At 69.0% G+C, this 12,350-nt stretch carries 14 protein-coding genes; 7 read left to right on the forward strand and 7 right to left on the reverse strand.

Annotation, left to right across the window (positions count from 1 at the left end):
* Positions 1–41: 41 nt before the first annotated feature.
* Positions 42–425, reverse strand: coding sequence for a hypothetical protein (locus C8263_RS09205; RefSeq protein ID WP_107137815.1), 384 nt, complete (start codon positions 423–425; stop codon positions 42–44).
* A 47-nt stretch (positions 426–472) separates the two neighbouring features.
* Here C8263_RS09205 and C8263_RS09210 point away from each other — a divergent pair, with 47 nt between their 5' ends.
* Complete coding sequence (locus C8263_RS09210; RefSeq protein ID WP_107137816.1) at positions 473–1,237, forward strand: DUF4253 domain-containing protein; 765 nt, start codon at positions 473–475, stop codon at positions 1,235–1,237.
* A gap of 337 nt (positions 1,238–1,574) precedes the next feature.
* Here C8263_RS09210 and C8263_RS09215 read toward each other — a convergent pair whose 3' ends face one another.
* Positions 1,575–2,219 (reverse strand): phospholipase A2, encoded by a 645-nt coding sequence (locus C8263_RS09215; RefSeq protein ID WP_107137817.1) that lies wholly within the window; start codon positions 2,217–2,219, stop codon positions 1,575–1,577.
* Between the two features lie 186 nt (positions 2,220–2,405).
* On the opposite strand from C8263_RS09215, the gene C8263_RS09220 reads away from it, so the two are divergent.
* From C8263_RS09220 to C8263_RS09230, 3 genes are all read left to right on the forward strand, one after another.
* The gene (locus C8263_RS09220) at positions 2,406–2,999 is read left to right on the forward strand and encodes a TetR/AcrR family transcriptional regulator (RefSeq protein ID WP_107137818.1); all 594 of its coding nucleotides are present in this window, start codon (positions 2,406–2,408) and stop codon (positions 2,997–2,999) included.
* Positions 3,000–3,236: 237 nt separating this feature from the next.
* Positions 3,237–4,010, forward strand: coding sequence for a TerC family protein (locus tag C8263_RS09225; RefSeq protein WP_107137819.1), 774 nt, complete (start codon positions 3,237–3,239; stop codon positions 4,008–4,010).
* 137 nt (positions 4,011–4,147) lie between these two features.
* Positions 4,148–4,402, forward strand: coding sequence for an NAD(P)H-dependent oxidoreductase subunit E (locus C8263_RS09230; RefSeq protein ID WP_107137820.1), 255 nt, complete (start codon positions 4,148–4,150; stop codon positions 4,400–4,402).
* Positions 4,403–4,452: 50 nt separating this feature from the next.
* Here the strand turns inward: C8263_RS09230 and C8263_RS09235 are convergent, their stop codons facing one another.
* The 3 genes from C8263_RS09235 to C8263_RS09245 all read right to left on the reverse strand — a co-directional run bounded on the left by C8263_RS09235 (position 4,453) and on the right by C8263_RS09245 (position 7,173).
* Positions 4,453–5,718 (reverse strand): S41 family peptidase, encoded by a 1,266-nt coding sequence (locus C8263_RS09235; RefSeq protein WP_233218741.1) that lies wholly within the window; start codon positions 5,716–5,718, stop codon positions 4,453–4,455.
* 202 nt (positions 5,719–5,920) lie between these two features.
* Entirely contained in the window at positions 5,921–6,463 is a 543-nt protein-coding gene (locus C8263_RS09240) for a putative periplasmic lipoprotein (RefSeq protein WP_233218742.1), read from the reverse strand.
* Positions 6,460–7,173, reverse strand: a complete 714-nt coding sequence (locus C8263_RS09245) for an SDR family oxidoreductase (RefSeq protein WP_107137821.1) — start codon at positions 7,171–7,173, stop codon at positions 6,460–6,462. Before C8263_RS09245 ends, C8263_RS09240 begins: the two co-directional genes overlap by 4 nt.
* Positions 7,174–7,222: 49 nt before the next feature.
* On the opposite strand from C8263_RS09245, the gene C8263_RS09250 reads away from it, so the two are divergent.
* Together C8263_RS09250 and C8263_RS09255 are read left to right on the forward strand one after the other, a co-directional pair.
* Positions 7,223–8,401, forward strand: a complete 1,179-nt coding sequence (locus C8263_RS09250; protein WP_233218743.1) for a class I SAM-dependent rRNA methyltransferase — start codon at positions 7,223–7,225, stop codon at positions 8,399–8,401.
* An 84-nt stretch (positions 8,402–8,485) separates the two neighbouring features.
* Positions 8,486–8,812, forward strand: coding sequence for an HNH endonuclease (locus tag C8263_RS09255; RefSeq protein WP_107137822.1), 327 nt, complete (start codon positions 8,486–8,488; stop codon positions 8,810–8,812).
* A gap of 69 nt (positions 8,813–8,881) precedes the next feature.
* Here C8263_RS09255 and C8263_RS09260 read toward each other — a convergent pair whose 3' ends face one another.
* Positions 8,882–9,619: a c-type cytochrome gene (locus C8263_RS09260; RefSeq protein WP_107137823.1), complete on the reverse strand. Its 738-nt coding sequence runs from the start codon at positions 9,617–9,619 to the stop codon at positions 8,882–8,884.
* A 64-nt stretch (positions 9,620–9,683) separates the two neighbouring features.
* On the reverse strand, positions 9,684–10,508 hold the full coding sequence (locus tag C8263_RS09265) for a phosphatase PAP2 family protein (RefSeq protein WP_107137824.1): 825 nt from the start codon (positions 10,506–10,508) through the stop codon (positions 9,684–9,686).
* Between the two features lie 116 nt (positions 10,509–10,624).
* Between C8263_RS09265 and C8263_RS09270 the strand changes: the two genes are divergently transcribed.
* On the forward strand, positions 10,625–12,199 hold the full coding sequence (locus C8263_RS09270) for an ABC transporter ATP-binding protein (RefSeq protein ID WP_107137825.1): 1,575 nt from the start codon (positions 10,625–10,627) through the stop codon (positions 12,197–12,199).
* The last annotated feature ends 151 nt before the right edge of the window (positions 12,200–12,350 follow it).

Genomic DNA, 12,350 nt, shown 5'->3' on the forward strand with positions numbered 1-12,350 from the left:
AGCCAGGCAGAGCAGAGGGCCACCTGTAGCAGCCCTCCACCTCACTGGGTGGGGAACAGGACGCTCAATGCACGGGCAAGCTCAGGCAAAGGGAGCTCAGAATGCCCAAAGGACACCGCGCAGCCTTTCGCCCGCATCAGTGAGGCCATGGCAGGCCTGTAGTTCAGATACAGCGCCGTGCCGCTGAGTTCGTAGGACTGAATCACATCCAGAAACTCGACGCTGCTGGTATGGCGGTAGATCACGTGGCCCGGGAGTGCGGGCACGCTCCTGAGCTCAATCAGGCTGGTGGTTTTCCCGGGATCGTCGCACAGGGACACGAAGACCTCGCCATCACCCTGAAGGCCGGCCACCGCGGCGTGGGCTGTAAAGCCAGTGTAGGCGTGCTGTTCAGGATGCAGCCCCAGAAGTCGCCTGACGTTCACATGGCCAGTGTATAAGGCGCCTCCTCTTGTGCCATTTATGCTGACGTATGCAGCCGCTTCCTTCCGTCCTCGCTGGCCAACCGACGCTTGGCAACGTGCAGGAGGTCGTCTTTCAGAGCCACATCGTGCTCACGTTCAGCGTCGCGGGTCAGGAAGCACTGCCCGTGTGGCAGCAGCTGACCGAGCAGCATGGTGACACGGGGCTGTGGCCCGTCATCACTGGACCCCGGCCGTTCGCTCCAAGCCGGGTTACGCCAGTGTCCTTTGCAGGTAACCTCCAGGGTCCTGACCTCATCGCCCATTGGCTCGTGGGAGAACAGGAGGATCCCGAGCTCGTGACGGAGATTGGACCTCTGGTCCTCAGCCTGGAGGAAGCGCAGCAGCATGCTGGCAGCGTGGCGCAGGACGCGCTGGTCCCCGCGTCCTGGCAGGAGGGGGTCGTCAGCAACCAGGACTGGCGGACCCGGCAGCCTTACCCCCAGGTGTTTCTGGCGTTGGTGCCCACGCAGGCGACCTGGGACGCCCCCACCTGGTTGGGGTTTGGGCGGTTCAATGGCTGTCCGCTCCCGGCCGAGCATCACGCCGTGCTGAAGTACTGGCACGACCAGTACAGCCTGCAGGTCATGTGCGTCACAGAAGACATGGTGGAATGTCGGGTGGAGCGCCCACCGACCGAAGCGGCCCAGGCGCTTGTGCTCGCCACCGAGCAGTTTGCGTACTGCCCTGACCTCGTTCATCAAGGCTGTGGGAGCGTGACTGAACTGGCGGGAGGGTTACTGCGCAGTCCCACATGGTCGTTCTGGTGGGATTGAGAGCGTTCACCTTCTTCGTGTCGCCCTTAAGCGCCGTCTGCCGAGTTGTGACTGGTCTTCAGGTGTACCGGTTGTCCCGTTCAAGCTCTTGGCTCCAGGTCCGTTCATGGTGGCTATAGACGGTGGGACTCAACAGATTTTTTGCCGTCTCTCTTCCTCAGGCCGCGGGCGAGTCACTTTCGACTCGCCCGCTCTCCTGAAAGCGCTCCTGCTGAAGGACGTTGCACCTCACGGTGCGACTTTTCAGGAGGGTACCGAAAAGTCTCCACGCCCGGTGCAACGTCCTTTTTTCGAGACTCGCTCTGCTCGGTTGGTCCGGGGCTTGGCAGTGACCTGCTTAGAAGCTGCTGCTGCCGCCCACGCGCACGCCCTGGTAATAGGCGTAAGCCGCGCTGTAACACGCCGGGCGCGCGTACCAGCTCTTGGCGGCGCAGATGGCCTTCATGTTCGTGTGGAACACCTCGTCGCTGGTTTTGCGGTTGGCGTCGGTGCGCTGATACACCTTCAGGTTGCGGTAGGCGAAGTCATGCACGTTGCACGCGGGGCGGAAGTCCTCGCGGTAGCCCAGGCCTAGGCCGTCGGGCGCGCTGCAGCCGTCGCGGCCCCAGTCCAGGCCGGTGTAGGGCGCCGCTGTGCCGGCGTAGGCGCTGTACTGGCTGTTGTAGTTGCTCACGGTGCCCCAGCCCACGCGCTTGATGTACGCGAGGCGGTCACTGGCGTAGTCCAGCCCGGTGAGCGCCGGCACCTGCGGCAGGGTCAGGGCGGTGGGGCGCTCGCCGTACGCTTCCTGCAGCGCGGTGAGCAGGCCCGGGTCGTTGCCGTAGCGCGCCAGGATGGCCTGACTTTCCGCGTCCTGCAGTTCAGGGCGGGCCGCGTAGGCACTCACCGCGCTGTCGGCGGCGCCCTGCGCGGTGGGGGTGGTCTGGCCGCAAGCGGCAAGCAAGGCAGAGAGGAAGACGGCGGGAACCAGGGTTCTACGCATAACGGACTCCTTGTCAAGCAGCGGTGGGTTGTGGTGCGTCTTTCATTCTAAGAACAACTGTCAGCAGAATGTCTAGAACCCGAGTCTAAAAATTCACAGTTCGCTCAGGGCCTGCGCCGGTTCCCGCGCGCCTCCCTGTGGCCGCATCGGCGGGGATCGCGCACGCGGCGGGTATCATGGCGCGTGATGACCGTGCCGCCCCTGTCTGTCCCCGCCGCGCCCGACACCACCCGCGCCCGCATTCAGCAGGAAGCCGCGCGGCTGTTTGTCCAGAGCGGCTACCACGGGGTCAGCATGCGCGAGGTGGCCGAGGCGGTGGGCGTGACCAAACCGGCGCTGTACCACCACTACGCCGATAAGGAAGCGCTGTTTCTGGCCATGCTGGACGGCACCCTGGCAGGCCTGAGCCGCCTCGTGGCGTCGGCGGAGGCCCAGGTGGGCATTCGCCTGCAACTGGACACCCTGGTGTATGAACTGCTGGCCAGTGCCCCCGAGCAGCGCCTGGGATTGCAACTGGCGGGCGAACTGCGCCACGTCACCCCGGAGCGCCGCGCCGCGTTTGAGCAGAGTTACCGCCGCGTCTGGGTGGGCGGCCTGAGCGCGCTGTTCGAGGCGGCCTCGGCGCGCGGCGAACTGCGCCAGGACCTGCCCCCGGCCCTGCTGACCCGCGCCTTCCTGGCCCTGACCTACCCCCTGGTGACCGGCACGCCCCCCGCCGACCCCCAGGGCACCGCGCGCGCCCTACTGACCGTGTTTCTGGATGGAGCCGCCAGCCGGTAGGGGAGGGGCAGGCCTGTGGGGCAGGGCCCCTGTTTTAGCCCAGAAGAGCCCGCTTACTTCACTTCACGCCATACCCGATAAATATTTCTTCACGTGCCTCTCATGAATACTGGAGCCGGGTCCGGGACCATGAACGCTGGCGCGCCGCACGGGCGCGGTTTCGGGTCTTTCCTCCCCCAGCGGCATCCTGGACGTGCGTGGCAGCGTCCGCTTTTTCGTTTCGTGGAGTGACACAACATGGAAGCACTGTTCGGGTGGATCACCCAGCCGGAAGCCTGGCTGGCTTTCGGCACGCTGTTGTTGCTGGAAGTCGTGCTGGGCATCGACAACGTTATTTTCATCTCGATTCTGGCGGGCAAGCTGCCCCCGGACCAGCAGCAGCGGGCGCGCACCATCGGCCTGCTGGCGGCCATGCTCATGCGCCTGGGCCTGCTGTTTTCCATCAGCTGGATCTACAGCCTGAAAACGGAGCTGTTCAGCGTGTTTGGCGTGGGCTTTTCAGGCCGCGACCTGATTCTGATTTTCGGTGGGCTGTTCCTGCTGTACAAGGCCGTCAAGGAGATGCACGAGCAACTTGAAGGGCCCGGCGCCCACGAGGCGGGGCCCACGGCGGGGCGCGTGGCCGGGGCCAACTTTGCGGCGATTATTGGGCAGATCATGCTGCTGGACATCGTGTTCAGCCTGGACAGCGTGATTACGGCCGTGGGCATGGCCGACGACATCGGCGTGATGGTGGCGGCCGTGGTCGTCACGGTACTGATCATGCTGGTGGCGGCGCGGCCCATTGGCGACTTCGTTCAGGCCCACCCCACCGTCAAGATGCTGGCCCTGGCCTTCTTGCTGCTGATCGGCGTGAACCTCATTGCCGACGGCTTCGGCTTCAAGATTCCCAAGGGCTACACCTACTTCGCCATGGGCTTTGCCATTGCCGTGGAACTGCTGAACCTGCGCATGCGCCGGGGCAAGCCCGTGGCCCTGCACGAAAGCGGCCGTCACCCCGACGCGGGCTGAACAGACGCCAGCTTATTCCCGCCCCACCCGCCCCCGCCCCGTCGCGGGGGCGTTTGCGGTGTGTCCACTGGCCGCGCGGCCCCACGGCAGGTCAGTCATGGGCTAGCATGGGCCCGCCTGAAGGAGAGGCCCACGTTGTGCCTGTCACCCGCCTGGAAATCTGTACCGAACACCTCAGCATCGATCAGCGTGAAGAACTGCTGGACGCCGTCTGGACTGCTCTGCGCATCAGTCCTGGGATGGTCACGGCCGACGGCAATGTGGAACTGGTGCTCGCGCAGTGCGGCGGCGTACGCCCCGAGGACACGCCGCTGGTGCGTGTGAACGACCTGGAATACCGCAATGTCACCCCGGACCGCCTCGTGACCCTGATGAGACGCTGGGTGCGGTAGCGCGCCCAGTCGGCCCGTTCAGCCGCCGGCACAGGCAGTCCGGGGTCGCCTCAGCGGCCGGCCGCGCCGTTGCCCGCGCGGTCCAGCGCCTCCAGGGCCGCTTCCAGCGCGCTGTCCTGGCCACTCTGGGTCAGCCGGGTCAGGTCGGTGGGGGCCAGCAGGTCGGGCTGCACGCGCTCGGGCAGGGGGCGGTCGTCTGGGCCATACGCGCGCAGAATGGTCACTGCCACCACGCCGCCGTCGGGCAGGTCGCGGAAGATCACGCCGCTGTTGCCCACGCCCCGGGTGGGTTCGCCCACCGCCAGCACCCCTGCACGCTGCGCGTAGAAGGTAAACACCTCGGCGCACGACGCGGTGCTGGGCCCCACCAGCACGGCCGCCGGGCCGGCCCAGACCGCGCTGCCGGCCGCGCGCTGGCGGTCACCGGGCCGGGCTTCCTCGCCGCCCCGGCCGGCATAGACCGAGCCCCCCAGCTGATAGCGGGTGCGGTATTCCACGGGCCCAAACACGCTGGCCGCCGCCACGCATTCCGCCAGGCTGCCGCCGCCGTTGTAGCGCAGGTCCACGATCAGGGCGCGCGCGCCCTGTGCCTGGGCGTCGCGCACCCGCGCCAGAAACAGCTCCGAGGCGTCACTGGGCAGAAAACTGGGGTAGGTGATCAGGGCCACGCGGCCATCCGCCCCGGTCCACGACAGCGTGGGCTCGTCGCGGGCCTGCAGGCGGGCGGGGCTGAGGGTCACGCGGCGTTCGGCCTGCCCTGCCCGGTGCACCGTGACTGTGATGGGGCCCCCCGCCCGTTCCAGCCGCACGAACTCGGTGGGGCCCACCGGGGCGTTCTGGCCGTCCCGCTTGCCAGCCGCCTCGCCCTCCACGGTCGTGATCAGGTCAAAGACGCGCAGCCCGGCCTGCCCGGCGGGGCTACGGGGCATCACCGACACCACCAGCAGGCCGCCCTCCACCCGCGTGACCCGCGCACCCGTGCGGCTGACGGCCGCGCCGCGCTGAATCTCGCGCAGGCGCTCGGCCGCTTCGGGGTCGCGCACGTTCGTATGAGCGTCGCCGTAGGCCGTGAACAGCTCGGTCAGCACCGCCCGGCCCGTGTCGTAGGAGCAGGCGTCGCCCTCCGGCGCGCAGCGTTCGGCCAGCTGCGCGGCGTAGGTGCGGCTCAGGTCGTCCAGGTTGGCGGTGGACCAGCCGAAATAGCGCTCGCGCACGCTCTCGGTGGCTGCGCGGAACAGGTCGGTGGCGGGGCTGGCCTGGGCCGCCGCCAGAGTCAGCAGCGTGGTGGCCAGCAGACGGCGCAGGGTGTGGGGCACCCCTTCAGGCTACGGCAGGGCCGCGCGCCCAAGGGGGGGCCAGGCACCTTCGGGGCCCGGCACCTAAGTAGCTCGCTGTTGATCTTTAGATCAACCGAGCGGAGCGAGTATCGAAAAAAGGACGTTGCACCGGGAGTGGAGACTTTGCGGTGCTCTCCTGCAAAGTCGTAACGTGAGGTGCAACGTCCTTAACTGGGGGACCCTACAGCCGCGCCCGGGCGGTGATGTCACTCAGGTTCAGGCTATCGCCAAAGACGCTCTGGCCCTCGGTGAAGCGCAGGCCAAAGTACCCGCTGCCCGCCCGCGCCGCCTGATCCAGGGCCGGGCCCCCCAGGGTAAAGGCGCGCTGTTGCCCGGGCTCCAGGGTCAGGCGGCCAATGCGCTGGGCTTCCTCGCCGGCCGCGTCGCACACCACCATGCGCGGCGCCGTGGGGGTGGCGGGCGAAACCGCGCAGCTGGCCGGCAGGGCGCTGAGGGCCGGGCGCACATACAGTTCGGCCCCGCGCAGGGTGCCCAGCGCGGCGGTGCGGTAGGTGGCCTGACCGTCCAGCGTGAGCTGTTGCAGCGCCGCCGGAATGCGGTGGCCCGCCAGGGCGTCGCGTTCCAGGTACACGACCTTGCCCGCCAGGGGCCCACTGGCCGGCAGGATAAGGCTGACGTCGTCCACATCCACGCGCGGGGTGGGAATCAGGCCGCAGCCCGTCAGCAGGGCGGCGCCCATCAGGGTCAGCAGCAGGCGCCTCACGGGTAGGCCACCTCCTGCACGGTGGGGTGCAGCAGCACCTCGTCCACGCGCAGATGGGCCGGCGCACTCAGGGCGTACAGCACCGCCTGGGCCACGTCCCCGGGGCGCAGCCACGCGGCCTTGTGGGGCTCGCCCTGCTGGGTGTCCCCAAAGTAGGTGTCCACCATGCCGGGGCGAATCTCGGTCACGCGCAGGCCGTAGCCCTGCCCCTCGTAGGCCAGGGCGTGGGTGACGGCGCGCTGGGCAAACTTGCTGGCGGTGTACAGCGCGCCGCTCGCAAAGGTGCGCCCCGAGACGTCACTGGTCACGTTGATCACCTGGCTGCCCAGCCCCCGGGCGTGGCGGCCCTGAAAGTGCTCCACCAGGGCACCTGTGGTCAGGATGGTGCCCAGCACGTTGGTGTCCATCACCTGCCGGTAGTCCTGCGGCGTAATGGCCTGCAGCGGCATGAAGCGGCCCACGCCCGCGTTGTTCACCAGGGCGTCCACGCCCAGTTCGCGGGCGCGCGCGGCAAAGTCCGCCACACTGTCGGGGTCGGTCACGTCCAGCGCGCGGAACTCGGCGCCGGGCACCTGCAGTCCCTGCACGTCGCGGGCGCCGCCCAGCACCTGCGCGCCCTGGGCCACCAGCGCCTGCACCACGGCCAGCCCAATGCCCTTGCTGGCGCCGGTCACCGCCACCACGCGCCCCTGCATGCTCTGTTCGCTCATGCCGGGCAGGGTAGCAGAGGCGTGCGGGCGGCTTTGCTACCCTGCACAGGTGAAGAAGTCCCCCACCGTCACCGTCAAGGCCCAGGCCGTGCGCCGCATCGCCGGGCGCTATCCGTTCGGGCACAGCGGCGACATCGCCCACGCCGACGACGCCACCGCGCCGGGCGAGGTCGTGAACGTGCGCGGCCCGGACAGCAGCAAGGTCATTGCGCGCGGCTATTTCAACCCCCAGGGCGCCACGCCGCTGCGCCTGCTGACCTGGCAGGACGAGGACGTGGACCTGAAGTTCTACCGCGCCCGCGTCAAAGCCGCCCTGGCCCGGCGCGCCGGGCGCATTCTGAACACCAACGCCCTGCGGGTGCTACACGCCGAGGCCGATGGCCTGCCCGGCGTGGTGGCCGACCAGTTTGGCGGGGTGCTGGGCGTGCAGCTGCGCAACGCGGGCGTGGAGCGCCACCGCGACCTGATTGTGCGCGCCCTGCGGGACGAGACGGGCGCCGAGAGTGCCTATGAACGCAGCGACACCGGCGAGCGCCGCAAGGAGGGCCTGGACCTCGTATCCGGCACCCTGTGGGGTGAGGTGCCGGAGCAGGTGACGTTTTTCGAGGACGACCTGACGCTGCATTTTGCCCCCATGGACGCCCAGAAGACCGGCTTCTTTCTGGATCAGCGCGACAACCGCCGCCTGATGCGCTCGCTCACGCAGCCCGGCGCCGGCTTTCTGGACGTGTATTCCTACACCGGGGGTTTCAGCCTGCACGCGGCCCGCGCTGGGGCACAGGCGGTGGCAATAGACAAGGACAGCGTGGCGCTGGGGGCCCTGGAGGGCGCGGCGCGCGCCAACCGCGTGCAGGTGGGCGTGCGCTGGGGCGACGCCCTGGAGCAGCTGGCGGCTCTGAACAGGGAGAAACGCCGCTTCAGCGCCATTGTGCTGGACCCCCCCACCCTGGCCAAACGCCGAGACGACGTGCCGCGTGCCAAGCGGATCTTTACCGACGGCGCGGCGCACGCCCTGCGCATGCTCGAAGAAGGCGGGCACCTCCTGATCAGCACCTGCGCCCACTACATCCGCGTGGATGACCTGCTGGACGCCGCGCGCGTGGCCGCCGCCGAGGCGAACACCGACGCCGAGGTGGTGGCCGTGACCTACCAGCCCGCCGACCACCCCCACCGCCTGAGCGTGCCGGAAAGCCTGTACCTGAAAAGCATTCTGTTGCAGAAGGGCTAGGCGGGGCCAGGGCGCTGGGGCACCGCTCTGCTCTGGGGGGCCCCGCACGGTTGCCGGGAGCCCCACCCCCTATCCTGACCGCCGATGGCCCGCCGCCGCGCCGAGTCTGCCTGGCCTCCGCCGCCCCGCCCGCCCGGGCGCTGCGCCCTGTGCGGGCGCGAGGTGCCGCAGCTGACCGAGCACCACCTGCTGCCCCGGTCCCAGGGCCGCCGCCAGGGCCTGAAAGCCGCCGAACTGCCCACCGCGCCGCTGTGCCCGGCCTGCCACAAGTTCTTGCACCGCACCTTTACCAACGCCGAACTGGCCCGCGACTACGCCGATCTGGACGCCCTGCGCGCCCACGAGGACGTGGCCCGTTTCGTGGCCTGGATTCGCAAGCAGCCCGCCACCAGGGCGGTGCGGGTGAGGTAGGAGCTATGGGCTGTGGGCCATGAGCTTTGGGGGTTTGTCCCCATGGCTCATGGCCCACAGCCCACGGCCTTATTTCAGCGTGCCCACATACGCCGCCACGGCCGCCAGGTCCGCGTCGGTCATGGGCTTGAGGGCAATGCGCATGGCGTCGGGGTAGGCGATGCCCACGGGGGGCATGGCGCGGTAGGTTTTCATGGCGGCCAGGGTGGCCGCCTCGCCCAGGCCCACCAGGCTGGGAATGCCCAGATCGTCGGCGCCCTGCCCGGTTTCGCCGTGGCACACTGCGCAGGCCAGGATGTTGCGCGCCGGGTCGCCGTCCAGATAGAGCGCCTTGCCCCGGGCCAGGGGCGTGGCCGGCGCGGTGGGGGTGGCGGCCGGGGGGGGCGTGGCCGGTGCGGGCGGGGTGGTCGCCGGAGGCGCGGCTGGCGGGGTGGAGGGCGTGGCTGCGGGCGGCGCAGCGGGCGCTCCCCCGGCCTGCGCGTAGTGGGCCGCCAGATCCACAATGTCCTGGTCAGACAGGCGTGCGGCCACGCCCTGCATGACCGGGTGCTGGCGCGTGCCGCTGCGGTAGGCCACCAGCGCGGCCTGGGTCTGGGCAGCGGGACGGCCGGTCAGGTCCGGCGCGCGGCCCCCGGCGCGGTGGCAGCCCGCGCACGAACCCGACAGTGCCGCGCCGCGGGCGGCGTTGGCAGGTCCCGCCTGAAGCGTGCCCGGCGCGGGCGCTGTCTGGGCCAGCACCACTGGCGCCAGCAGAAGGGCAGAAAGACCAGCGGCAAGCAGGCGAACCGACGGAGAAAGCGTGCCCATAACCAACCTCCAGGAGTGTTGCCAGTGAGGGTGTTGCAGCGGGAAGCGGCGTTGAATGCAGGTTCTAGTGTACGGCCTGCGGGGTGGCCGGAGCAGGCGCCGCGCCTGAAGGCAGCCAGCGGCGCAGCAGGGTGGGCACGGCCCAGGCGGCGGTGGCCACCAGCAGGGCGTAGCGCAGGGCGCGCCCCAGCGGCAGGTCCTTGAGGCTCTCGGGCAGGGCCCCCAGGCCGAAGTACACCCCAAACACCAGCACCAGCCCGGCCACTGCCACAATCAGGCGCCCGGTCCAGTCACGCGGGGGCGTAAACGTGGGGCGCACCGCCCAGAAGCCGGCCAGCAGGCCCAGTCCGGCGCCCACCTCGCGGGGGGTGCCGGCGGGCAGCAGCGCGGCCACCAGCAGCACCAGGGCCGGGGGCAGCCAGCGGCCCAGCGCGTGGTCCGGAAAGTGGCCCCGGGCGCCCAGCGCCGCAAAGCACACGCCCAGCAGCAGACCCACGATGGTGTCGCTGGGGTAGTGCACGTTCAGGGCCAGGCGCGACAGGCTGATCAGCGCCACCAGCGCCGCAGCGGCCCACCAGAAGCCCGGCCGGGCCAGTTGCGCGGCCATCCCCAGGTACAGCGTGGCACTCATCTGCGCGTGGCCGCTGGGCAGCCCCGGGCCTCCGGCGGTGGCCTTTGCCGCTTCCGAGGCCACCGAGGGGTCGCTCCAGAAGGGGCGCGGCAGGTCCAGCCCGTATTTCAGCGCTGTGTTCGTGAGGTAACTCAGGGCAAAAGCGATGCCCAGATCGCGCCCGCCCGACGGCCGCACCAGCCACGTGTACAGAGCCAGCGCCACGATAAACACCTCGTCACGACCCAGGTTCGTGACCATCAACCAGAAACTGTCCATATGCACACATTGTGCCGGATTTTCATGGTGGCCTCATGGGGAGGTGCGGGCAGTCCCCCGGCGGATGGGCGCGCGGGGCGTGCCGGGCTGGGGGGCCGCGCGGTAGACTGCAGGGTATGACCCTTTCCCAGCCTGACGTGCTCCGGGCCGTTCAGCACAACTCTCCCCACGCGCTGGAACTGCGCGGCATTACCAAGCGCTTTCCCCTGGTCCTGGCCAACGACAACATCTCCATGAACGTGCAGTGGGGCAGCGTCCACGCCCTGTGCGGCGAAAACGGTGCCGGCAAATCCACCCTCATGAAGATCGTCTACGGCATTCAGCCGCCCACCAGCGGCCAGATTGTGGTGGACGGTGAGGCGGTGGACCTGAAAAACCCCGCAGAGGCCATCAAGCGCGGCATTGGCATGGTGTTTCAGCACTTCATGCTGGTCGAGACGCTCTCGGTCACCGAAAACGTGATTCTGGGCGCCGAGCCCACCAGTGGCGGCGCCATCAACTACCCGGCAGCCCGTCAGCGCGTGGCCGAGCTGATTGCGCAGTTTGGCTTTGACCTGAACCCCGACGCCATCGTGGGCGAGTTGCCCGTGGGCCAGCAGCAGAAGGTCGAGATCCTGAAAACCCTGTACCGGGGCGCGCGCATCCTGATTCTGGACGAACCCACCGCCGTGCTGACGCCCTCGGAAACCGACGAACTGTTCTCGTTCCTGAAAAACCAGTATGCCGCCAGCGGGAACGCCGTGATCTTCATCAGCCACAAGCTGCACGAGGTGCTGCACATCAGTGACACCATCAGCGTGATCCGCGACGGCAAGATGATTGGCACCATTCCCGCCCAGGGCGCGACCACCGAACTGCTGGCGCGCATGATGGTGGGCCGCGACGTGACCCTGAAGGTGCAGAAGCAGGCGGCCCAGCCGGGCGCGGTGGCGCTGGACGTGCAGAACGTGGTGGTCAAGGGCGAGCACCACAACGCCGTGGACGGCGTGAGTTTTCAGGTGCGCGCGGGCGAGGTTGTGGGCATTGCGGGCGTGGAAGGCAACGGCCAGAGCGAACTCATCGAGGCCATCACCGGCCTGCGGTCCTACGAGGGCCAGATCAGTTACCTGGGCCGGACGGCCCGGGGCGTGCGGGAAGTGGAGGCCTCGGGCCTGTCGCACGTGCCCGAGGACCGCAACGAGCGCGGGCTGGTGCTGGAGATGACCACCGCCGAGAACTTCATTCTGGGCGAGCACGACCGCCCGCCCTTTGCCGGCCGCTTCGGGTTTCTGCGCCGCGACGTGATCGAGGCCAACGCCAGGAAGCTGAGCGAGCAGTACGACGTGCGCCCGCGCAGCGCCTCACTGCCCGCCGGGCGCTACTCCGGGGGCAATGCCCAGAAGATCATCGTGGCGCGCGAGATGCGCAAGGGCCCCAAGATCCTGGTGGCCAGCCAGCCCACGCGCGGCGTGGACATCGGCGCCATTGAGTTCATTCACGCCCGCATCGTGGAGGCGCGCGACCAGGGCCTGGCCGTGCTGCTGGTCAGCGCCGACCTGGGCGAAGTGATGAACCTCGCGGACCGCATTCTGGTGATGTTCGAGGGCAAGGTGGTGGGTGAGGTGGACGCGGCCAACGCCACAGAGACGCAGCTGGGGCTGCTGATGACGGGCAGTGGGGACGACACCACGACGACGAAAGCAGGCTGGTAAGGCCGCGCTGGGTTGGGGTGCCCCTGCCGGGAGGTAGGGGCGCTTTTGGGTGATGGGGTTTGGGGGGGCTTTGCGATGGTCTTGGCTGGCTTGCCCCACCCCCCCTCCTCCAGACTCGCAGAGCTGCGCAGCAGAGGGGCAGGGGGGAGCA

It is taken from the genome of Deinococcus arcticus (assembly GCF_003028415.1).
GTDB classification, from domain to species: domain Bacteria; phylum Deinococcota; class Deinococci; order Deinococcales; family Deinococcaceae; genus Deinococcus; species Deinococcus arcticus.

Coding starts and splice junctions, on each gene's coding strand:
- C8263_RS09255 (WP_107137822.1), top strand. CDS start 8,486: ATGGCCCGCCGCCGCGCCGAGTCTGCCTGGCCTCCGCCGCCCCGCCCG.
- C8263_RS09245 (WP_107137821.1), bottom strand. CDS start 7,173: ATGAGCGAACAGAGCATGCAGGGGCGCGTGGTGGCGGTGACCGGCGCC.
- C8263_RS09225 (WP_107137819.1), top strand. CDS start 3,237: ATGGAAGCACTGTTCGGGTGGATCACCCAGCCGGAAGCCTGGCTGGCT.
- C8263_RS09260 (WP_107137823.1), bottom strand. CDS start 9,619: ATGGGCACGCTTTCTCCGTCGGTTCGCCTGCTTGCCGCTGGTCTTTCT.
- C8263_RS09210 (WP_107137816.1), top strand. CDS start 473: ATGCAGCCGCTTCCTTCCGTCCTCGCTGGCCAACCGACGCTTGGCAAC.
- C8263_RS09265 (WP_107137824.1), bottom strand. CDS start 10,508: ATGGACAGTTTCTGGTTGATGGTCACGAACCTGGGTCGTGACGAGGTG.
- C8263_RS09270 (WP_107137825.1), top strand. CDS start 10,625: ATGACCCTTTCCCAGCCTGACGTGCTCCGGGCCGTTCAGCACAACTCT.
- C8263_RS09220 (WP_107137818.1), top strand. CDS start 2,406: ATGACCGTGCCGCCCCTGTCTGTCCCCGCCGCGCCCGACACCACCCGC.
- C8263_RS09215 (WP_107137817.1), bottom strand. CDS start 2,219: ATGCGTAGAACCCTGGTTCCCGCCGTCTTCCTCTCTGCCTTGCTTGCC.